This is a genomic window from Streptomyces sp. NPDC050549, assembly GCF_040655035.1.
Lineage (GTDB): Bacteria > Actinomycetota > Actinomycetes > Streptomycetales > Streptomycetaceae > Streptomyces.
In genome coordinates this window covers 33,861-53,984 of record NZ_JBFAJD010000022.1, presented here as the reverse complement: position 1 = coordinate 53,984, position 20,124 = coordinate 33,861, and the positions used below count along the sequence as shown (strand labels likewise).

20 protein-coding genes are annotated in these 20,124 nt (G+C 71.7%); 8 read left to right on the top strand and 12 right to left on the bottom strand.

Going from position 1 to position 20,124, the window contains the following annotated elements:
• Positions 1 to 202: 202 nt before the first annotated feature.
• Positions 203 to 934, bottom strand: a complete 732-nt coding sequence (locus AB0I51_RS28750; RefSeq protein ID WP_362979964.1) for a VIT1/CCC1 transporter family protein — start codon at positions 932 to 934, stop codon at positions 203 to 205.
• 282 nt (positions 935 to 1,216) lie between these two features.
• On the opposite strand from AB0I51_RS28750, the gene AB0I51_RS28745 reads away from it, so the two are divergent.
• The 7 genes from AB0I51_RS28745 to AB0I51_RS28715 all read left to right on the top strand — a co-directional run bounded on the left by AB0I51_RS28745 (position 1,217) and on the right by AB0I51_RS28715 (position 9,220).
• A complete protein-coding gene (locus tag AB0I51_RS28745) occupies positions 1,217 to 2,299 on the top strand; it encodes an ADP-ribosylglycohydrolase family protein (RefSeq protein WP_362979962.1) in 1,083 nt (360 codons plus the stop codon).
• A 227-nt stretch (positions 2,300 to 2,526) separates the two neighbouring features.
• The gene (locus tag AB0I51_RS28740) at positions 2,527 to 3,795 is read left to right on the top strand and encodes an ADP-ribosylglycohydrolase family protein (RefSeq protein WP_362980136.1); all 1,269 of its coding nucleotides are present in this window, start codon (positions 2,527 to 2,529) and stop codon (positions 3,793 to 3,795) included.
• Positions 3,796 to 3,803: 8 nt separating this feature from the next.
• Positions 3,804 to 4,970 carry an ADP-ribosylglycohydrolase family protein gene (locus AB0I51_RS28735; protein ID WP_362979960.1) on the top strand — a complete coding sequence of 389 codons (1,167 nt, stop codon included), beginning with the start codon at positions 3,804 to 3,806 and terminating at the stop codon, positions 4,968 to 4,970.
• Positions 4,958 to 6,319: an ADP-ribosylglycohydrolase family protein gene (locus AB0I51_RS28730; RefSeq protein ID WP_362979958.1), complete on the top strand. Its 1,362-nt coding sequence runs from the start codon at positions 4,958 to 4,960 to the stop codon at positions 6,317 to 6,319. The genes AB0I51_RS28735 and AB0I51_RS28730 overlap by 13 nt, the downstream gene beginning before the upstream one ends.
• Entirely contained in the window at positions 6,316 to 7,209 is an 894-nt protein-coding gene (gene rbsK / locus AB0I51_RS28725; protein WP_362979956.1) for a ribokinase, read from the top strand. The genes AB0I51_RS28730 and rbsK overlap by 4 nt, the downstream gene beginning before the upstream one ends.
• Positions 7,206 to 8,405 carry a CoA transferase gene (locus AB0I51_RS28720; protein WP_362979954.1) on the top strand — a complete coding sequence of 400 codons (1,200 nt, stop codon included), beginning with the start codon at positions 7,206 to 7,208 and terminating at the stop codon, positions 8,403 to 8,405. The genes rbsK and AB0I51_RS28720 overlap by 4 nt, the downstream gene beginning before the upstream one ends.
• Positions 8,402 to 9,220, top strand: a complete 819-nt coding sequence (locus AB0I51_RS28715; RefSeq protein ID WP_362979952.1) for a CoA ester lyase — start codon at positions 8,402 to 8,404, stop codon at positions 9,218 to 9,220. The genes AB0I51_RS28720 and AB0I51_RS28715 overlap by 4 nt, the downstream gene beginning before the upstream one ends.
• Positions 9,221 to 9,277: 57 nt before the next feature.
• On the opposite strand, the gene lgt is transcribed toward AB0I51_RS28715, so the two are convergent.
• The 10 genes from lgt to hisI all read right to left on the bottom strand — a co-directional run bounded on the left by lgt (position 9,278) and on the right by hisI (position 18,074).
• A complete protein-coding gene (gene lgt, locus AB0I51_RS28710) occupies positions 9,278 to 10,261 on the bottom strand; it encodes a prolipoprotein diacylglyceryl transferase (protein WP_362979950.1) in 984 nt (327 codons plus the stop codon).
• 103 nt (positions 10,262 to 10,364) lie between these two features.
• Positions 10,365 to 11,144 (bottom strand): thioredoxin domain-containing protein, encoded by a 780-nt coding sequence (locus AB0I51_RS28705; RefSeq protein WP_362979948.1) that lies wholly within the window; start codon positions 11,142 to 11,144, stop codon positions 10,365 to 10,367.
• Positions 11,145 to 11,222: 78 nt separating this feature from the next.
• Positions 11,223 to 12,038 carry a tryptophan synthase subunit alpha gene (gene trpA / locus AB0I51_RS28700; protein ID WP_362979946.1) on the bottom strand — a complete coding sequence of 272 codons (816 nt, stop codon included), beginning with the start codon at positions 12,036 to 12,038 and terminating at the stop codon, positions 11,223 to 11,225.
• Complete coding sequence (gene trpB, locus AB0I51_RS28695) at positions 12,035 to 13,318, bottom strand: tryptophan synthase subunit beta (protein WP_362979944.1); 1,284 nt, start codon at positions 13,316 to 13,318, stop codon at positions 12,035 to 12,037. Before trpB ends, trpA begins: the two co-directional genes overlap by 4 nt.
• 294 nt (positions 13,319 to 13,612) lie before the next feature.
• Complete coding sequence (gene trpC, locus AB0I51_RS28690) at positions 13,613 to 14,422, bottom strand: indole-3-glycerol phosphate synthase TrpC (RefSeq protein ID WP_356060005.1); 810 nt, start codon at positions 14,420 to 14,422, stop codon at positions 13,613 to 13,615.
• Between the two features lie 125 nt (positions 14,423 to 14,547).
• Positions 14,548 to 15,003 (bottom strand): DUF2752 domain-containing protein, encoded by a 456-nt coding sequence (locus AB0I51_RS28685; protein WP_362979941.1) that lies wholly within the window; start codon positions 15,001 to 15,003, stop codon positions 14,548 to 14,550.
• 110 nt (positions 15,004 to 15,113) lie between these two features.
• Entirely contained in the window at positions 15,114 to 15,362 is a 249-nt protein-coding gene (locus AB0I51_RS28680; RefSeq protein WP_362979939.1) for an HGxxPAAW family protein, read from the bottom strand.
• 123 nt (positions 15,363 to 15,485) lie between these two features.
• On the bottom strand, positions 15,486 to 16,127 hold the full coding sequence (locus AB0I51_RS28675; protein ID WP_362979937.1) for a TIGR02234 family membrane protein: 642 nt from the start codon (positions 16,125 to 16,127) through the stop codon (positions 15,486 to 15,488).
• Between the two features lie 52 nt (positions 16,128 to 16,179).
• Positions 16,180 to 17,667: an anthranilate synthase component I gene (locus tag AB0I51_RS28670; RefSeq protein ID WP_362979935.1), complete on the bottom strand. Its 1,488-nt coding sequence runs from the start codon at positions 17,665 to 17,667 to the stop codon at positions 16,180 to 16,182.
• An 11-nt stretch (positions 17,668 to 17,678) separates the two neighbouring features.
• Positions 17,679 to 18,074, bottom strand: coding sequence for a phosphoribosyl-AMP cyclohydrolase (gene hisI / locus AB0I51_RS28665; protein ID WP_362979933.1), 396 nt, complete (start codon positions 18,072 to 18,074; stop codon positions 17,679 to 17,681).
• 129 nt (positions 18,075 to 18,203) lie between these two features.
• Between hisI and AB0I51_RS28660 the strand changes: the two genes are divergently transcribed.
• Entirely contained in the window at positions 18,204 to 18,839 is a 636-nt protein-coding gene (locus AB0I51_RS28660) for a TIGR03085 family metal-binding protein (protein ID WP_362979931.1), read from the top strand.
• A 4-nt stretch (positions 18,840 to 18,843) separates the two neighbouring features.
• On the opposite strand, the gene AB0I51_RS28655 is transcribed toward AB0I51_RS28660, so the two are convergent.
• The gene (locus AB0I51_RS28655; protein ID WP_362979929.1) at positions 18,844 to 20,094 is read right to left on the bottom strand and encodes an MFS transporter; all 1,251 of its coding nucleotides are present in this window, start codon (positions 20,092 to 20,094) and stop codon (positions 18,844 to 18,846) included.
• Between the last annotated feature and the right edge of the window lie 30 nt (positions 20,095 to 20,124).

Below are 20,124 nucleotides of genomic sequence, written 5' to 3'. Positions count from 1 at the left end.
CACATGCGGTGGAAGTTAAGGGGACCGAAGCGGACAGATCGGTGTCCGCCGGTCCGTGGCAGAGGGAGCGTTGTCGCCCATCCCGCGGGTGCGCTCCGGGCGTCGTTGCCCACAGCGCTTACGGCTCATGCCCAGTGGTTAAGCGTTCGAAACCAGCGAGTAACGGCTACTTATGCAGAACTCCGCATAAGTGCGCGTCGAGCTATCCTACGACCGTTCCGAACAGGGTGCCCAGGGCGTAGGTCACACCGGCCGCCGCACCACCCAGCGCGAGCTGCCGCAGCCCGCTGAACCACCAGGTCCGCGCGGTCACCCGGGCCACCACCGCACCGCAGCCGAACAGCCCGATCAGCGCGAGCAGCAGCGCCGGCCACAGCGCGGCCGCCCCGAGCAGGAACGGCAGTACGGGAAGCAGCGCGCCCAGCGCGAACGAGCCGAAGGACGACACGGCGGCGACGAGCGGCGAGGGCAGATCGCCCGGATCGATCCCCAGCTCCTCCCGGGCGTGTATCTCCAGGGCCTGCTCGGGGTCGCGCGAGAGCTGCCGGGCGACTTCACGGGCCAGCCCGGCCTCGACCCCGCGACTCTCGTAGAGGGCGGCCAGCTCGCTCTCCTCGTCCTCCGGGTGCTTGCGCAACTCCCGGCGCTCGACGTCGAGTTCGGCCTCGACCAGCTCACGCTGGGAGGCGACGGAGGTGTACTCGCCGGCCGCCATGGAGAAGGCACCGGCGGCGAGCCCGGCCAGCCCGGTGATGACGACGGTCTGATGGCTGACGGCGCCGCCGACGACACCGGCCATCAGGGCGAGGTTGGAGACGAGACCGTCCATCGCGCCGAACACCGCCGGGCGCAGCCAGCCGCCGTTCACATCGCGGTGGGTGTGGTTGTCGCGGTGCGCCTCGTGGAGCGTCGCCTCGGTCTCGATGATGGCCATGCGGTGATCCCCCAGGGGCTAAGGTAAGGCTAAGTTTAGACAAGTTCTACTCTTTGATAACGCCGAACATACGCCTTTCATTTCATGGCCACCAGCAAGGAAAGGCTGCGCTAACCTGCACGTTCACCCTCGAACGCTCATCCGAGCCACTGACCCATCAAATGTCGACCGGGTGACGCAGCGCTCCGTCAGGCTCTGCCGAAGGCCTCCCGTGGGAGACATCCGCAAAGGGTTCCGCGCCCTGAGGCGCTCTGAGGGAACCCCGTAGGAGAGGTCGCCCGTATGGCATCGATCGCCTGCATTCCCCCGGTCCCGGCGCCCAAGAACGCCGCCGAACTCCGCGAACGGGCACGCGGCGCGCTGCTCGGCCTGGCGGTCGGGGACGCCCTCGGCGCACCGGCGGAGAACATGAAACCCTCCGAGATCCGCGCCCGCTGGGGCCGCATCGAGGGATACGTGGCGGAGAACCCGGCGGGCACGGACGACACCGAGTACGCGATCTTCTCCGGCCTCCTCCTCGCCCGTCACGGCTCGGCCCTCACCCCCTCCCATGTGGAGGCGGCCTGGCACGAGTGGATCGCGGACCGCGACGAGGGCCCGTTCCGGGGCGCGGGCTTCAGCGAACGCGGCACCCTGGAGAACCTCCGCCGGGGCCTCGCCGCCCCCATCTCCGCCCAGCACCGCCACGCCTGGAGCGACGGCCTGGCCATGCGGGCGGCCCCCTTCGGCGTCTTCGCGGCGGGCCGCCCCGCCGAGGCGGCCCGTCTGGTCGCGATCGACGGTTCGGTGAGCCACGACGGCGAGGGCATCTACGGCGGCCAGGCGGTCGCGGCGGGTGTGGCGGCGGCGATGGCGGGAGCGCCGACGATCGCGGTGGTCGCATCGGCCCTCGCCGTCGTCCCGGACGACTCCTGGACGGCCCGCTCCCTGCGCCGGGCGGTGGCGGTGGCCCACCGCGGCGAACGCGCGGTCCGCTCCGCGGTCGTCATCGGCGGCTACCCCTGGACCGACCTCGCCCCCGAGGCGGTGGCCCTCGCCTTCGGCGCGTACGCGGCGGCGGACGGCGACTTCGTGGACTCCGTCCTCACGGCGGTGAACATGGGCCGCGACGCCGATACGACGGCGGCGGTGGCGGGCGCGTTGGCGGGAGCGACGCGAGGCGCTTCGTCGATCCCCGCCGACTGGGCATCGGCGATCGGCCCGGCGCGGGGCAGTTGCCTGCCGGCGATGGCGGGCCACCATGTGCTGGACATCGCGGAGTTGCTGGTTCCGGGGGACGGCGCCAAGTGGGGCGACGCGGTGCGACGAGATCAGGGGGAGTACGAGTACGTGCTGGCGGCCGACGAGGACGAGGTACAGCTGTGAGAACACCCCATGGCGAAGGGCCGGCCGCGGAGAACACGAACACTCCGCAGCACCCGGTGGAACCGGGAGCGACCGACGTCGATTCCGCCCCACTGGGACCACCGGCACCCGCCCCCGCGCCTCACGAACCCGCGGGGACGGACGACCAATCCGCAACCGCGGGACCACCCGCCCCCGGCAACGGACCCCGCGCACCCCACCAACCCGCAGTGGCCAACGGCGAATCCATCCCTCAGGAACAGCCCGCCCCCGACACCGTTCACCCACCCCACCAACCCTCAACCGCCAATGGCGAATCCACCCGACAAGGGCCACCCGCACCCGACAACGAAAGTCGCACGGGCCGTGCGGGTGGGAAGACGGGAGGCGATGGCGGAGCCGAGGCGTGTCGGGTTGAGGGGCTGTTGCTCGGGCTCGCCGCGGGGGATGCCGCCGGTTGGCCCGCCGCGAGGCACCGCGCCGCCAGGATGCCGGAGTGGACCCGCCGCCTGACCCGCGAGCTGGACACCTTCGCCGAACAGAACGCGACCACGACACTCCCCGTCCCCATCGCCCTCAACCAACCCCCCGAGCCGCTGCGCCTGGGCCCCTCCGACGACGCCGAATGGGCAGCGTTCGCCGCGGAAGCCGTACTACGGGCCGGCGACGACACCGTCCTGGGCGACCTCAGCCGAGAACGCCGGATGCGCGCCTCGATCGATCTCAGCTGGAACGCCGTAGCCAGCGAAGTGGCCGCCGCAGCGGACCGCGCCCCCGAGGTCGAGTCCGCCGTACTCCCCCTCCGTGCCCGCATCTCCGTACGAGCCGGCCTCGGCAACCTCGCCGCCGGCCTGCGCCCACCCGCCAGCGGCCACGACAACCCCCACTACTTCGACGACGCGGCCTGCGTCAGGGCCTGCGTCCTGGCCGTGGCCCACCCCGGGGATCCCCAACGCGCCGCCGCCCTCGCCGAGTTCGACGCCCGCTACACCCAGGACGGCGACGGAGTCCACGGCGCCAGAGCCATGGCGGCGGCCCTCGCACTCGCCCTGGTCGGGGCAGACGTGGACGAGTGCGTGGGAGCCGCCCTCGCCGAACTCCCCGAAGCCACCGAGATCGGCCGCAACGCCCGCCACGCCCTGAAGTTGGCCCGGGACAGCGACAACGCGTTCGCCCTGATCCCCCTCCTGGAACACCAGATCGTCGACCACGTCTACAGCTACGGCATCGCCGCCGCCGAAACCGTCCCGGTCGCCCTGGCCCTCGCCACCGCGTCCCGCGGCCGTATCGCGGAAGCGGTCCCCGCCGCGACCTGCCTCTCCCGCGTCGCCGACTCCGCACCCGCCCTCGCGGGCGCCCTGACCGGCGCGTTGAGCGGCGGACGAGCGATCCCGTCCACCTGGCGGGACGCCTGCCGCACGCTCTCCGGCTGCGCCCTCCCCCGCCTCACCGGCACCGACCTCGTAGAACTCGCCGAACTCCTGGAAGCCACACAACCGCCCCCACCAGGAGGATGATTCGGTGCATGACGCCCAAAGAACCAGAAAGCAGCCTTGACGAGAAGATCACCGGAGCCCTCGTCGGTGCCGCGGTCGGCGACGCACTCGGCGGTCCCGTCGAGGGCTACTCCCCCGACCAGATCCTCGAACGCCACGGCGGCCGGGTCCACGGCATCGTCGGCCCCTGGAACGGCGACGCGTGGCGCACCGCACGCCCCATCGCGCCGTACCACAAGGGCGACGGCCACGTCACCGACGACACCTTGATGACCCACGCCCTGGTACGGGTCTACGCGACCGTCCGCGACCACCTCGACGCGTACGCGCTCGCCGACCACCTGGTCCCCGACCTGATGACGAACCCGCGCTGGATCCCGGAGCTGGAGGCGGAGGCCATCCCGCTCCAGCGGATCTTCCTCGCCGAGAAGTGGCTCGCGACCCGTCTCCACTACGGCCATCTCGACCCCCGCGAGGCCGGTGTCGGCAACATCGTCAACTGCGGTGCCGCGATGTACATGGCACCGGTCGGCCTGGTCAACGCGGCCAATCCGGCGGGCGCTTACGCCGAGGCGCTGGACATCGCGGGCGCACACCAGTCGTCGTACGGCCGTGAGGCGGCCGGTGTCCTCGCGGCGGCCGTCGCCGCGGCCTGCGTACCGGGCGCGACCCCCGACTCGGTGGTGACCGCCTGCCTCGCCCTGGCGAAGGACGGCACGCGCACCGCCATCGAGAAGGTCTGCGAAGTGGCCGCCCGTTACTCGGACTTCGAGTCGGCGCTCGCTCCGCTGCGGGAGGCGATCGCGCCGTACGACACGGTGGGCCCCGTCTACCGCTCGCCCTCCCTGGACGCCCGCCGCCCCTCCCGCACCAAGGCGATCGAGGAACTCCCCATCGCGCTGGGCATGTTGGTGGTCTCCGGCGGCGACTACCGTCATGCGGTGCTGGGTTCGGTGAACTACGGCCGGGACTGCGACTCGATCGCGACGATGGCGGGCGCGGTGGCCGGTGCGCTCGGTTCGCCGGTCCCGCAGGACTGGTCGAAGACGGTCGCCGAGGCCAGCCGCCTGGACCTCTGGGAACCGGCGGCCACGCTCGCCCGGGTGACACGGGAGGTCTTCGCCCAGGACGTCCGCCGACGCCGGGCCCACGAGGCCGCGTTCACCGGGATCGGAGGGGAGCGGTGCTCCGACTGACCTGGGTCCAGCCGGAGGACCTGCTCGGCCACGAACTGCGCCAGGCCGTCCAGGACGGACGCGAGCCGTCGGCGATCGCGGCGCGCTGGCGGGCGGCGGGCGGAGCGGAGGCACCGCCCCGGGCGGGCGCCTCGGCCGAACCGGCCTCCCGCTACCTCCGGTTGCTCGCCGAGGACCTGCTGGACGAACTGGCCGACCTGCCCAGCAGGTTGGCGGACCAGGAGCCGACGGACCTGGCGAGGATCAAGGCCCTGTGCCCCGACTGGCCCGCCCCACAAGCCACTTCCCCACCCCGACCGGCCACCCTCCAGGCCGCCTGGCTGGGCCGGGCCGTCGGCTGTCTTCTCGGCAAACCCGTCGAGAAGATCACACTCGACGGCATCCGCCAACTCGCCCGAGCCACCGGCAACTGGCCCCTCGGCTTCTACTTCACCGCCCGCGGCGTCCCCGCCGAACTCCTCGCCGCCCACCCCTGGAACCGCCGCTCCGCCCCCACCTCCCTCGCCGAGAACATCGACGGCATGCCCGAGGACGACGACCTCAACTACCCTTTGCTGAACCTTCTGTTGCTGCAGCGCCACGGCAAGGCCTTCACCACCGCCGACGTGGCGAAGCTCTGGCTCGACGAACTCCCCGCGGGCCGCACCTTCACCGCCGAGCGCATCGCCTACCGCAATCTGCTCTCCGGTCTGGAACCCCCGCGAACGGCCCGCCACCGCAACCCGTTCCGCGAATGGATCGGCGCCCTGATCCGCGCCGACGTGCACGGCTGGACCAACCCCGGAGACCCGGGGGCGGCAGCCGAACAGGCCCACCGCGACGCCACCCTCACCCACACCGCGAACGGCGTCTACGCGGCGATGTTCACGGCGGCCGTCATCGCCACCGCGGCCACCGGCACCCAGGACGTCCACACCTGCCTGCGCACGGGGCTGACGGTCGTACCGCCCGCCTCCCGCCTCGCCAAGGCCATCCACCACGCTCTCCAACTGGCCCGGAAACACCGGGACTTCGACGCCGTGGTGGACGAACTCCACGCCACCCACGCGCGCACCCACCACTGGGTCCACGCGATCCCCAACACCGCCCTGATCACCGCCGCCCTCACCCACGCGGACGGCGACTTCACCGGCTCCATCTGCCGTGCGGTGTCGGGAGGCTGGGACACCGACTCCAACGGCGCCACGGTCGGTTCCGTCTCCGCCCTCCTCGCCGGCAGCCCCACCGCGCTCCCCGACCTCTGGACGGCCCCCCTCAAGAACCGACTCGCCACCTCCGTAGGCGACTTCAACGGCATCGGCTTCGACACCCTCGCCCGGCTCACCCACCAGGAGACCGCCCGCCCATGACCCTCATCGCCGTGCTCGGCAGCACGAACATGGACCTCGTCGCCTACGTCACGAAGGCTCCGCGGCGCGGAGAGACCGTGACGGGACGGGAGTTCCGTACGATCCCCGGCGGCAAGGGCGCCAACCAGGCAATCGCCGCGGCCCACGCGGGCGCCGACGTCACCATCGTCGGAGCGGTCGGCGACGACGCCTACGGCGCCCAACTCCGTTCCACGTTCGAGCACTCCGGCGTCGACACAGACCATCTGCGCACCGTCCCGGGCCCGTCCGGCACCGCGCACATCGTCGTGGACGACGAGGGCGGCAACGCGATCGTGGTGATCCCCGCCGCCAACGGCACCGTCGACCACCTCGCCCCCGGCGACGAGGCCCTCATCGCCTCCGCCGACGCCCTGCTCCTGCAGCTGGAGATCCCCCTCGCCGCGGTCGTCGCGGGCGCGGAGGCGGCCCGCCGCCACGACGTCCGGACGATCCTCACCCCCGCCCCCGCGCAACCCCTCCCGCCCGAACTCCTCGCCGCCACCGACCTGTTGGTCCCCAACGAGCACGAGGCCACCGCCCTCACCGGACACACCGACCCGCGCAAGGCAGCCGCGGCCCTGCTCGACCAGGTGCCCGAGGTGATCGTCACCCTGGGCGCAGGGGGCAGCCTGTACGCGGCCCGGGGCGCCGAGCCGTTCACCGTCCCCGCGCCCCAGGTGACCGCCGTGGACTCGACGGGCGCGGGCGACACCTTCGTCGGCACGCTGGCGGTGGCCCTCGCAGAGGGCCGTCCGATGCGGGACGCGCTGGGATGGGCGGCAGCTGCTGCGGCGCTGTCCGTGCAGCGGCCGGGCGCTACGGCGTCGATGCCGTACCGCGCGGAGATCGACAAGCAGTACGCCTCATGACCGAGCCGACCACAACTCCCCTGTCCGGTCTGCGAGTTCTCGACCTCGCGACGCTCTTCGCCGGCCCCCTCGCCGCCACCATGCTCGGCGACTTCGGCGCCGAGGTCATCAAGGTCGAGCATCCGACGAAGCCCGATCCGTCCCGGGGGCACGGCCCCTCCAAGGACGGCGTCGGCCTGTGGTGGAAGCTCCTCGGCCGCAACAAGCGCACCATCACCCTCGACCTGTCGACACCGGGCGGGCGCGCCACTCTGCTCCGTCTCGCCGCCACCGCCGACGTCGTCATCGAGAACTTCCGCCCCGGCACCCTGGAGAAATGGGACCTGGGCTGGGCCGAACTCTCCGCCGCCAACCCGAAGTTGGTCCTCGCCCGGGTCACCGCCTTCGGCCAGTTCGGGCCCTACGCGCACCGCCCCGGCTTCGGCACCCTCGCCGAGGCGATGAGCGGCTTCGCCGCGATCACCGGCGAACCGGACGCGCCCCCGACCCTCCCGCCGTTCGGCCTCGCCGACTCGATCGCCGGGCTGGCGACGGCGTACGCGGTGATGACGGCCCTCGCGGCCCGCGACCGCACCGGCGAGGGCCAGGTGGTGGACATGGCGATCATCGAACCCATCCTGACCGCCCTCGGCCCCCAGCCCCTCTGGTACGACCAGCTCGGCCACGTCCAGCCGCGCACCGGCAACCGCTCCCAGAACAACGCCCCGCGCAACACCTACCGTACGGTGGACGGCAGTTGGGTCGCCGTCTCGACCTCCGCGCAGTCGATCGCCGAGCGCGTGATGCGCCTGGTCGGCCACCCGGAACTGATCGACGAACCGTGGTTCGCGACGGGCGCGGACCGGGCCCGGCACTCCGACGTCCTCGATGCGGCGGTCGGCGACTGGATCGCGCAACGCACCCGCACGGAGGTCCTGGCCGCCTTCGAGAAGGCGGAGGCGGCGGTGGCCCCCATCCAGGACGTACGGGACGTGATGACGGACCCGCAGTACCAGGCTCTCGACACGATCACCACGGTCGACGACCCCGAACTCGGCCCCCTGCGCATGCAGAACGTCCTCTTCCGTCTTTCCGCCACCCCCGGCGCCATCCGCTGGCCCGGTCGGCCCCACGGCGCCGACACGGGCACCGTTCTGACCGAACTGGGCCTGACCGAAGCCGAGTTGGGCACTCTCCGCCAGGAGGGTGCCCTGTGAACCCGTACCCCCTGACCTGGCTCTACGTCCCCGGCGACCGCCCCGCGATCGTCACGAAGGCCCTCGCCGCCGACGCCGACGTGGTCGTGATCGACCTGGAGGACGCGGTCGCCCCGGACCGCAAGGAGTACGCCCGTGCGGCCACGGCGGAACTCCTCGCGGAGCCTCGGCCCGGCGTCCCGGTCCACGTCCGGGTGAACGCCCTGGACAGCCCGTGGGCGACGGACGACCTCCGGGTACTCGCACCCCTTCCGGGCGTGTCCGGCCTACGGCTCCCGAAGGTGACGTCCGCCGAGGAGGTCGTAGCCGTAGCGGAAAAGACGGATGGCGTCCCACTGTTCGCCCTTCTGGAGACGGCCCTCGGCATCGAGCGGGCCTTCTCGGTCGCCACTGCCCACCCCGCCCTGCACGGCATCGCGCTCGGCGAGGCGGATCTACGGGCCGACCTCGGTGTGCGCGACGACTCGGGGCTCGACTGGTCGCGCTCGCGGGTGATCGTCGCCGCGCGGGCGGCCGATCTGGCTCCGCCGCCGCAGTCCGTCCACCCGGACATCCGCGACCTGGAAGGTCTGGCCGCATCGTGCGCACACGGCCGCGCCCTCGGCTTTCTGGGTCGCACGGCCATCCACCCCCGCCAACTCCCCGTCATCGAGCAGGCCTACCTCCCCACCGTCCAGGAGATCGAACAGGCCGAAACGATCATCAAAGCGGCTGCGGAGAAGGAAGGTGCGCAAGCCCTCCAGAACGGCCGGTTCATCGACGCGGCAGTGGTGACGGCAGCCCAGCGCATCCTGTCCCTGGCCCGCCGAACCTGAAAACGACGAGGGCGCCCTGTCGATCACAGGGCGCCCTCTTCGTCGTGGAACCAGCCGTCAGCTCTTCTTCGCCGACTCGGGCTCGTCTTCCTTCACGTCCTCGTCCTCGGCCTCCGCCTTGGCCTCGGTCCCGGCTTCCGTCGGCTCCGAAGTCTCGGCGTCGGCCTCGGACTTCGGGTCCTTCTCCGGCGTCGGCTCGCTGTCGCCGTCGGTCCCGTCGTCGGAGGCATCCGGCTCGACGATCTCTTCGCGGCCCGGGCGCTTCTTCGCCGAGATCACGAAGTACGTCACCGCGAGCAGGAAGACGATCATCGCGGTCCAGTCGTTCAACCGCAGGCCCAGGAAGTGGTGGGCGTCGTCGACGCGCATGTACTCGATCCAGCCACGGCCCACGCAGTACGAGGCGACGTACAGCGCGAACGCCCGGCCGTGGCCCAGCTTGAAGCGGCGGTCGGCCCAGATGACCAGGAAACCGACGCCGACGCACCACAGGGACTCGTACAGGAAGGTCGGGTGGTAGTAGCCCGGGACGCGGCCGTCCGTCGAGGACGTGATGTGCAGCGCCCAGGGGAGGTGCGTCTCGCGGCCGTAGAGCTCCTGGTTGAACCAGTTGCCCCAGCGGCCGATGGCCTGGGCGAAGGCGATGCCGGGGGCGAGGGTGTCGGCCCAGGCCGGCAGCGGGATGCCACGGCGGCGGCAGCCGATCCAGGCGCCCACCGCACCGAGTGCGATCGCGCCCCAGATACCGAGGCCGCCCTGCCACACCTTGAAGGCGTCCACCCAGTCGCGGCCCTCGCTGAAGTACAGCTCGTAGTCCGTGATCACGTGGTACAGGCGACCGCCGACGAGGCCGAACGGCACGGCCCAGACAGCGATGTCGGCCACCGTCCCGACCTTGCCGCCGCGGGCGACCCAGCGTTTGTTGCCGAGCCAGACGGCGACGAAGACGCCGATGATGATGCAGAACGCGTAGCCGCGCAGCGGAATGGGGCCGAGGTGGATGACCCCGCGCGACGGGCTGGGAATGTAGGCAAGTTCCATGGCAGGGTCGACGCTACCGTGCCGGACCGCGACCTCGGCAAGCGGCCCGGCTACGGCTCCATAACGGGCCGATATGAAACCCGGCCCGCCCCCTTACCCCTCGTCACCCCTTGTTGGCCGCCTGGACCAGCTGCTTCAGCTTCGCCGGGGTCATCGTCTGGTCCGCGTAGATGTTCTTGCCGTCGAAGAGGACGGTCGGGGTGCCGGTGAAGCCGCCGGCCTGGAACGCGGCGGCGGACTTGGTGACCCAGCTGTCGTGCGTACCGCTGTTGACGCACTTCTGGAAGGCGGGCGTGTCGAGACCCTTCACCTTGCCCGCCAGCTCGATCAGCTTGGCGTTGCCGGCGAAGGCGTCGTCCGTCTCCTTGGGCTGGTTCTCGTACAGCACGTCGTGGAAGTCACGGAACTTTCCGGCGTCCTGGGCGCAGGCCGCCGCGTTGGCCGCGCGCTTGGAGCCGCTGCCGCCGAGGTTGCCGTCGATGATCGTGACCAGGTGGTACTGCACCTTGAGCTGACCGGAGTCGGTCAGTTCGTGGAGCGTCGGGCGGTACGCCGTCTCGAAGGCCTGGCAGGCCGGGCAGCGGAAGTCCTCCCACACCGTGAGCGTCGGCTTGGCGCTGTCCTTGCCGACCTGGATCGCCAGGCTGTCCTTGCCGGTCGCCCCGGAGGGTGCCACGACCGGGCCCGCGCTCTTGCTGCCGCTGTCGTCCTTGCCGTGGTTCGCGGCGAGGACGCCGATCACCGACGCCAGTCCCAGCACGCAGACGACGCTCGCGGCCACGATCAGCGTGCGCCGCCGCCTCTCCGCGGACTTCTGCTTCTCACGCTCTGCCGCCAGCCGCTCGCGGGCGGTGCGCTTTCCGTCACGGTTCTTCTCGCTCACACCCCGCAGAACGAACCGGGGAGGCGCAGCGCGCCTCCCCGGTCCCAGGTCCACCCATACGAGGGACCGGTCGTTCGGTTACGCCTGTCCGCGTACGCCCTTCGCCAGCTCGCCCGCGAGGGTGCGGACCGCCTCGACGCCGGCCGCGTCGTCCGGCGCGTCCAGCATCCGCTTGACGAAGGCCGAACCGACGATCACGCCGTCCGCGAAGCGGGCCACCTCGGCGGCCTGCCGGGCGTCGGAGACACCGAGGCCGACGCACACGGGCGTGTCGGTGGTGGCCCGGGTGCGCTCGACGAGGTCCTGCGCCTGCGCGCCCACGGACTCACGGGTGCCGGTGACGCCCATGAGCGAGGCGGCGTAGACGAAGCCGGTGCCGACCTTGGTGATCTCGGCGAGGCGCGCGTCCTTGCTGCTGGGCGCGACCACGAAGACCGTGGCGAGCCCGTGCTTCTCCGCGTGCTCCCTCCACAGCCCTGCCTCCTGGACGGGCAGGTCGGGCAGGATGCACCCGGCGCCGCCCGCCTCGGCCAGTTCGGCGGTGAAACGCTCGACGCCGTAGCGGTCGATCGGGTTCCAGTACGTCATGACGAGTACGGGCTTGCCGGTCGCCGTGTGCGCCTCGCGGACCGTGCGCATCACGTCCGCGATCTTGACGCCGCCACGCAGGGCGATGTCGTCGGCGGTCTGGATGACGGGGCCGTCGAGGACCGGGTCGCTGTGCGGCAGACCCACCTCGACGATGTCCGCGCCGCCGTCGAAGGCCGCCTTGACCGCCTCGATGCCGCCGTCCACGGTCGGGAACCCGGCCGGGAGATAGGCGATGAGTGCGGCGCGTCCCTCCGCCTTGGCGGCGGCGAGGGTGTCGGACAGCAGCTGAATGTTCCCGCTCACTTGGCGTCCCCCTCGATCTCGGCGGTGTCGGCCGCGTTGGCCGCGACCTCGGCGTCCGTCTCGTACAGGCCGAAGTAACGCGCGGCCGTGTCCATGTCCTTGTCGCCGCGCCCGGACAGGTTGACGACGATCAGCCCGTCCTTGCCCAGCTCCCTGCCGACCTCCAGCGCACCGGCGAGCGCGTGGGCGCTCTCGATGGCCGGGATGATGCCCTCCGTACGCGACAGCAGGCGCAGGGCCTGCATCGCCGCGTCGTCGGTGATCGCGCGGTACTCGCCGCGTCCGCTGTCCTTGAGGTAGGAGTGCTCGGGGCCGATGCCCGGGTAGTCCAGTCCGGCCGAGATCGAGTACGGCTCGGTGATCTGGCCCTCCTCGTCCTGGAGGACGTAGGAGCGGGAGCCGTGCAGGATGCCGGGCTCGCCCGCGGTGAGGGTCGCCGCGTGCTCGCCCGTCTCGACGCCGTGGCCGGCCGGTTCGCAGCCGATGAGGCGTACGTCGGTGTCCGGGATGAAGGCGTGGAACAGGCCGATGGCGTTCGAGCCGCCGCCGACACAGGCGATGGCCGCGTCGGGGAGGCGGCCGGCGCGCTCCAGGATCTGGCGGCGGGCCTCGACGCCGATCACCCGGTGGAAGTCGCGGACCATGGCGGGGAAGGGGTGCGGGCCCGCGACCGTACCGAAGAGGTAGTGGGTGCGGTCGACGTTGGCGACCCAGTCACGGAAGGCCTCGTTGATCGCGTCCTTGAGGGTGCGGCTGCCGGACTTCACGGCGATGACCTCGGCGCCGAGCATGCGCATCCGAGCCACGTTCAGCGCTTGGCGCTGGGTGTCGATCTCGCCCATGTAGATGGTGCATTCGAGGCCGAACAGCGCGCAGGCGGTGGCCGTCGCCACGCCGTGCTGGCCGGCTCCGGTCTCCGCGATGACCCTGGTCTTGCCCATGCGCTTGGTGAGCAGGGCCTGGCCGAGGACGTTGTTGATCTTGTGGGAGCCGGTGTGGTTCAGGTCCTCGCGCTTGAGGAAGATCCGGGCGCCGCCCGCTTCCGCGGCGAAACGGGGGACCTCGGTGAACGCGCTCGGCCTGCCGGTGTAGTTGACCAGGAGGTCGTCCAACTCGCGGGCGAACTCAGGGTCGTGCTTGGCCTTGTCGTACTCGACGGCGACCTCGTCCACGGCGGCGACGAGGGCCTCCGGGATGAACTTGCCGCCGAAGGCGCCGAAGTAGCCTTCGGGGCTGGGGATTTGACCGTCGGGGTCTGGGATGAAGAACTCGCTGGGCATGCGGAAACCTCACGGTGAGTGTTTGGAGAGACACTAAGCGCCGTGGGGGCGGGGGTTGTTCAGATGGCTGCGGGACCGTCGTGGCTGGTCGCGCAGTTCCCCGCGCCCCTGGGGACCTGCCATCGACGCCCGTTTACCTGCCCAGGTTCGTCACCGATGACGTAACGGACCCTGCGGCCGTGCACCCTGCGCGCGGGGGCGCGGCAACCCCTCGGACGGCAGCCACGCGCGAGGCGGGCGTGCCGGTCCATGGGGGTCAGGGTGAGTGTCATCGGAGGTCAGCCTAGCGGGTGATCAGCTGCGGCCGTGTCGCAGTGCGGGGTGCTCCCCCGCCGCCACCAGATCCGACACCGCCGACTTCGGGTCGCGGCCGGTGACCAGGGACTCGCCCACCAGGACCGCGTCGGCGCCGGCGTTGGCGTAGGCGATGAGGTCGTGGGGGCCGCGGACTCCGGACTCGGCGATCTTGACGATGTGGGCCGGGATCTCGGGGGCGACGCGCTCGAAGGTGCCTCGGTCGACCTCGAGGGTCTTGAGGTTGCGGGCGTTGACGCCGATGACCTTGGCGCCGGCGTCGACCGCGCGGTCGACCTCGTCCTCGTCGTGGACCTCGACGATCGGCGTGAGGCCGATCGACTCGGCGCGCTCGATGAGGGACTCCAGGGCGGGCTGGTCCAGGGCCGCGACGATCAGCAGGGCGAGGTCGGCGCCGTAGGCCCGGGCCTCCCAGAGCTGGTACGACGTGACGATGAAGTCCTTGCGGAGGACCGGGATGTCCACGCGGGCGCGGACGGCCTCCAGGTCGGCAAGGGAGCCGCCGAAGCGGCGCTGTTCGGTGAGGACGGAGATGACGGCGGCGCCGCCCGCCTCGTAGTCCGCCGCAAGGCCCGCAGGGTCGGCGATCGCCGCGAGCGCGCCCTTGGAGGGGCTGGAGCGCTTGACCTCGCAGATGACCTTGACGCCGTCGCCGCGCAGGGCGGCGATGCCGTCCTTGGCCGCGGGTGCCTTCGCCGCGCGCTCCTTGAGCTCGTCGAGGCTGACGCGCGCCTGCCGTTCCGCCAGGTCGGCACGGACTCCGTCGATGATCTCGTCGAGCACACTCACGCGAGCGGCCCCCTTCCGGACGGTGAAAAGCAATGGTCACATCTGACCTTGATGGTATCCGGAGGAAGGCGTAGGCCTCGCATCCGGTTGACGCCGGTCCCACTACCTGGACATCCGTCGGTTGATCAAGGGTGTAGCCAGCCACCGAACGGCAGGTTCCGGACAACCGTGAAGACCAGCACCAACGCGCCCAGACCCCACAGCTGGACGCTTCCGAGTTCGATCCGCACCGGCCGGCCGCGCGCCGCACGGACCACCCAGACGGTCCATACGACCGTGAAGGCCAGATAGCCCACTACCGCGATCGCGTTGTCCTGGAGCGCCGCCAGGAAGTGGCCATGGATGAACTCGTGCGCGCTGCGCAGTCCGCCGCAGCCGGGGCAGTACAGGCCGGTGAAACGGTACAGGGGGCAGACGGGGTAGTGGCCGGGCTGGTTCGGGTCGACCGTGCCGACGTAGGCGAACGCTCCCGCGACGGCCGCCAGGACGCCTGCGGGCACGGCTATGCGGTTCAGCACGGAGGCGGAACCGGGGGTGCGGGTCTTCGGCATGCTCCGGCTGTCGGCGTTCACGTCTCGCATTGTGCCCCCTGGCCCCCTCGTGCGGCACGCGCGCGTGAGGGGCGGCCCCGGGTGCCGTTGCACCGGGGCCGCCCCTCGACGAAGTGGTGGCCGACAGCAGCTACGGCTGCTCAGCTGTCGGCGTGCGCCGTCTTGCCGAGCAGCTCGGTCAGGTCCTGGGGACGGTCCTTGGGCATGCCCATACCCATTGCGCTCATGACCCAGCCGACGATGCCGCCGATGACCGTGATCGCCATACCGGCCCAGAAGCCGGCCGGCTGTGCCATGACCATGAAGGCGCCGGCGACCAGGAAGCCGATGAAGACGATCGTCGTACCGGTCCAGGCGGCCAAAGTGTGACCGTGGCTGTTGCCCGCCATGACTTGCTCCTCGTTGCTGTGTACGTGTGTGAGCAGACGCTCACGGCTCATTGTTCCGCACGCGTGCGGAAGCGGTGCTTCGGGGTGGGGCGCTCGCGCGTCGGCGGATCTCCTGGGAGAGGGCTATGCCCCTGTGGGGTCCTCGCCGCGGTCCAGCGCCTTCCAGATGTCCTCGGGGCGGTCGGGGTCCACCACGGGAGTCCGCCGGGGGCGAGGCGTGCCGTTGCGCTCGTAGCGGCCGGACATGGCGGGCCAGCGGCGGCCGTAGAGCAGGGCGAGCAGGCCGGCCAGCAGGATCAGGGCGCCGCCGACCGCGGCGACGTAGGGCCAGGCGGTGTGGTCGAAGGCGTGCACCGCGGACGAGGTGCCGCCGGAGGCCTGGGTGGCCTTGTCGTCGAGTGCCGAGCTGTCGGTGGCGCCCAGGAGGGCGGCGACGACGATGCCCGCGCCGGAGAGCGCGAGGAGGGCGGAGACCGCGAAGCGGCCCGTCCTGCGGACGGCGAAGACGGCGACGAGCGCGGCGAGGCCCACTATGGCGAGGGCCGCGGGCACACCCGTGACGTCGCTGCCCTTGGCGGACAGCGGGAACGGGTCGCCTGCCACCGTCGCGACCCCCTCCGACCAGCGTTGACGGGTGGCCAGCAGCGCCACGGCCGCGCCGAGCGCACCGCTCATCAGCGCTACGGCGAGGCTGCGGCGGCCGGCGCGTGCGGGGCCTTCGCCTTCGGAACGGGGGTGAGGAACAGCTGCAGTCACGTAGTCCACTATCGCTCGAACCCCGGGCGAACCGTCACCCGGGGCTCATATGACCCTCGTCCTATTGCCCGAGCCGGTTCGCCGTGTGCACCGCGCGGAGGACCGCCGCCGCCTTGTTGCGGCACTCCTGGTCCTCCAGTTCCGGGTCCGAGTCGGCGACGATGCCGGCGCCCGCCTGGACGTAGGCCGTGCCGTCGCGGAGCAGGGCCGTACGGATGGCGATGGCGGTGTCGGAGTCGCCCGCGAAGTCGAGGTAGCCGACACAGCCGCCGTACAACCCCCTTCTGGAGGGCTCCAGTTCGTCGATGATCTGCATCGCGCGGGGCTTGGGCGCGCCGGAGAGGGTGCCGGCCGGGAAGCAGGCGGTGAGGACGTCGAAGGCGGTGCGGCCGGGCGCGACGCGGCCGGTGACCGTCGAGACGATGTGCATCACGTGGGAGTAGCGCTCCACCGACATGAAGTCGACGACCTCGACCGAGCCGGGCTCGCAGACGCGTCCCAGATCGTTACGTCCGAGGTCGACCAGCATGAGGTGTTCGGCGCGCTCCTTGGGGTCGGCGAGGAGTTCGTCGGCGAGGGCCTGGTCCTCCTGCGGGGTGGCGCCGCGGTGCCGGGTGCCGGCGATGGGGTGGACCATCGCACGGCCGTCCTCGACCTTGACGAGGGCCTCGGGGGACGAGCCGACCACGTCGAAGCCGTCGAAACGGAACAGGTACATGTACGGCGAGGGGTTGGTCGCGCGCAGCACCCGGTACACGTCCAACGCGCTTGCCGTGCACGGGGTTTCGAAGCGCTGGGAGGGGACGACCTGGAAGGCCTCGCCCGCGCGGATGCGCTCCTTGATGTCCTCGACGGCCTCCTTGAAGTCGGGGCCGCCCCACAGCGCGGTGTACTCGGGGAGTTCGGAGGGCGGGAGCTGGGCGGGCGGCTGGGCGACCGCGCGGGAGAGGTCGGCCTCCATGGCGTCCAGGCGGGCCACCGCGTCCGCGTAGGCCTCGTCGACGCCGGTGTCGAGGTCGTTGTGGTTGATCGCGTTGGCGATCAGCAGGACCGAGCCCTCCCAGTGGTCCATCACGGCGAGGTCGCTGGTGAGGAGCATGGTCAGCTCGGGGAGCCTGAGGTCGTCCCGCTCGCCGGGGCCGATCTTCTCCAGGCGGCGGACGATGTCGTAGCCGAGATAGCCGACCATGCCGCCGGTGAAGGGCGGCAGGCCCTCCTGGTGCGGGGTGTGCAGGGTCTCGATGGTGGCGCGCAGGGCGGCGAGGGGGTCGCCGTCGACCGGGACGCCGACGGGCGGGGTGCCCAGCCAGTGGGCCTGACCGTCGCGTGCGGTGAGGGTGGCGGCACTGCGGACGCCCACGAACGAATAGCGAGACCATTGAAAAGCTGTGCGGCCGTTCTCCGCGGACTCCAGGAGGAAGGTGCCGGGGCGCTCCGCGGCGAGCTTGCGGTAGAGCGCGACCGGGGTGTCGCCGTCGGCGAGGAGCTTGCGGGTGACCGGGATGACGCGACGGTCGCTGGCCAGCTTGCGGAACGTGTCAAGGTCCATGGCGGCTGACCCTACTGATCCGAGGCGGCGGTGCTGGAATCAGCGCCGTCCTTGAGGAGCACGTCCGCGTCGAAGCAGGTGCGGGCGCCGGTGTGGCAGGCGGCGCCGATCTGGTCGACCGTCACCAGGACCGTGTCGGCGTCGCAGTCCAGGGCGACGGACTTGACGTGCTGGAAGTGGCCGGAGGTGTCGCCCTTGACCCAGTACTCCTGGCGGCTGCGGGACCAGTAGGTGCAGCGGCCGGTCGTCAGGGTGCGGTGCAGCGCCTCGTCGTCCATCCAGCCGAGCATGAGCACCTCACCGGTGTCGTGCTGCTGGGCGATGGCGGGGACGAGCCCGTCGGCGCTCCGCTTGAGGCGGGCGGCGATCTCGGGGTCGAGGCTGCTGGACTGGGGCGCGCTGGTCATGGGGCCATTGTGCCGCGCGGCACCGACAGCCCCGGCCTACGTCCACTGTGCGGACCGGCCGGGCGTCCACTGTGCGCAGCGGACGGGCGTCCACTGTGCGCAGCGGACGGGCGGTCGTAGGCTGACGGTATGTCGACCTTCGCCAAGCGTGAACGACTTCTTCTCGCCGACCTCCTGGAGACGACGGGCCCGGACGCCCCGACCCTCTGCGAGGGCTGGCGGACCCGTGACCTGGCCGCGCACGTGGTGGTGCGGGAGCGCCGCGCGGATGCCGCCGGCGGCATCATGATCAAGCAGCTCGCGCCACGTCTGGACCGGGTGATGGCGGAGTTCGCGGCGAAGCCGTACGAGGAGCTGATCCAGCTCATCCGTACGGGGCCGCCGCGCTTCTCGCCCTTCCAGCTCAAGCAGCTCGACGAGGCGTCCAACACGGTCGAGTTCTACGTCCACACCGAGGACGTGCGGCGGGCGCAGGAGGACTGGACGCCGCGCGCGCTGGACCCGGTGTTCCAGGACGCCCTGTGGTCGCGGCTGGAGCGCATGGCCCGGCTGGTGGGCCGCAGCGCGCCGACCGGGCTCGTGCTGCGCCGTCCCGACGGGCAGACGGCGGTCGCCCACAAGGGCGCACCGGTCGTGACGGTGACCGGTGAGCCCTCGGAGCTGCTGCTGTTCGCGCACGGGCGGCAGAACGTGGCCAAGGTGGAGCTGGACGGCGACGAGAACGCCATCGCCAAGCTGCAGGAGGCCAAGCAGCTCGGGATCTGACGGTTCAGCCGGGCAGTTCGGCCCGCCGCAGGTCCCGTACGGACAGGGCGACGACCCCGCCGAGCCCGCAGACGACCGCGCTGACCACGAACACCGGGCCGGTGCCCCACGCGCCGATCGCCGCCGCCGACAGCGGCATGGTGAGCGGGGCGAGACCCAGGCTGACCAGGCTGGAGACGGCGGTGACGCGACCGAGGTGGGCGGGGTCGGAGTGGGTCTGCAGCAGGGCGACGCACAGGGCGCCGCCGAGTCCGGCGAGCAGCCCGATGAGCAGGGCCACGCCGACGGCGGCGAGGACGCTCGGGACATGGGCGAGAGCGGCGATGGCGACGGAACCGGCAATGGTCGACCAGCCGGTGATCCGTCCCGCGCGGGGCAGTGTGCCGCGCACGGTAAGCGTCATCGAGGCGATCCCCGCGCCGACCCCGAACCCGGCGAGCACCCACCCCATCCCGGACGCCCCCCAGCCCCGCTCGTCGGCGAGCAGGGTCAGCCCCACGTTGAGCGGGCCGCCGAACCCCAGGTCCCCGAGGGCGATGGCGAGCATCAAGGGCGCGAGGACCTCGTGACGGCGGATGTAGCGGAGACCGGTCACCAGGTCGCGCCAAGCGGTCGTCGTGCCGTCGGCGGCCGTGTCGTCCGGCGGCAGTTCCGGGACCCGCACGGAGATCAGCAGCGGTACCGATGTCGCGATCAGCAGCCCGGCCGTCGCGAACGCGGCCACCGCGCCCCCGAACGCCACCGCGAGGCCACCGGCCGGGGCGCCGAAGATCACGGCGAACCGGTACGCGAGGCCCCGCATGCCCTGCACCCTGGCGAGCTGCGCCTTGCCCGTGATGCGTGCGGGCAGCGCACCGACGGCGGGTACGAAGACGGCGTCCACGATGCCGAAGACAAAGGCGAGTACCGCGAGCGGCCAGAGCCGCGGGCCGGTGAGGAACAGCAGGGCTGCCACGGCGAGTACGGCCGCACAGCGCACCGCGTCGCTGCCGATGACGACCCGGCGCGGCCCGAAGCGGTCGGCGATCACTCCCCCGCCCAGCATCAGCACCGCGCGCGGCAGCGCGCTGACCGACATCACCAGGCCGGCCCGGGCCGGGGACCCTGCCTGTACGGCGGCCCAGGACAGGGCGATGTAGTAGACGCCGTCGCCTGCCATCGACGCCGCGTAGGCACCGAGCCAGCGCAGCACGTTCGGGTCGCGGTGCGCCGGCCGGTCGTCCTGGCCGACCTGGAGCACGGGCGTGGTGGTCACGGAGGACCGTCCTCTCGGGCGCGGAATCTC